At 40.8% G+C, this 900-nt stretch carries 1 protein-coding gene; it reads left to right on the top strand.

The window, feature by feature from the left end; genetic code table 11:
* Positions 1 to 750: aldehyde dehydrogenase family protein (locus tag A3750_RS03180; protein WP_156498351.1), on the top strand; the 750-nt coding region annotated here is incomplete at its 5' end.
* Positions 751 to 900: the final 150 nt, after the last annotated feature.

Below are 900 nucleotides of genomic sequence, written 5' to 3'. Positions count from 1 at the left end.
AAGAGCGCCAACCTGAAAAAGTCAGCGGGCAAGATTACTTGGGGTAAATTTGTTAATAATGGGCAGACCTGTGTTGCACCGGACTATCTGTTTGTTCACGAGGACGTTGCGGAAGAATTCGTTGACCATATGAAAGCGACGCTCGTTACGTTTTATGGTGATAATGTTAAGGATAATGAAGATTACGGGCGTATCGTGAATGAACGTCATACGCAGCGTATTAAAGGTCTAATAGAGGATGCTGTTCAACACGGCGGAAAAATTATTTGCGGTGGTGACGTTAATATATGTGACTGTTTTATAGCGCCAACCCTGATAAGTGGCAAGCTCGCGGATGAAGGCTTTATTAATTGCACTTTGATGCAAGAAGAGATTTTCGGCCCAGTCTTACCGATTATTACATATCGAGATTTAGACGAGGTTGTTAACCATATCAATAGAAACCATAAACCACTGGCGTTGTATATTTATTCTGAAACTAATGATGTTAGCGAAAATATATTATGCCGAACATCATCGGGGGGGGCTTGCGTGAATACTAATATGGTTCACCTACTACAAAGTAACTTACCCTTCGGCGGAGTTAACAATAGTGGACTTGGTAGTTNACATGGCGAATTTGGTTTTAAGGCATTTTCTCATGAGCGTTCGGTGCTAGAGGATAAGTTAACGGCTACAGCACTTATGTACCCGCCGTATACAGGAACAGGGAAGAGGTTGCTAAATATGATGATTAAACATTTATCTTAAATATCTAGCTCAGACTTCTTATGTTGCAGGCTCAAGAGGGTGCAGCTTTCTGGTTTTCGGTAATGATACTTATGACTGATAGTTGGTTTGGCTGGGTTCTGGATGAATTCCCTTTTCCAAAATATATGTGCAACCTATATATAAATCGTT

Source organism: Oleiphilus sp. HI0079 (genome assembly GCF_001635105.1).
Note: the sequence above shows the minus strand (reverse complement) of the source record. Positions and strands in the feature narration are given on the sequence as shown.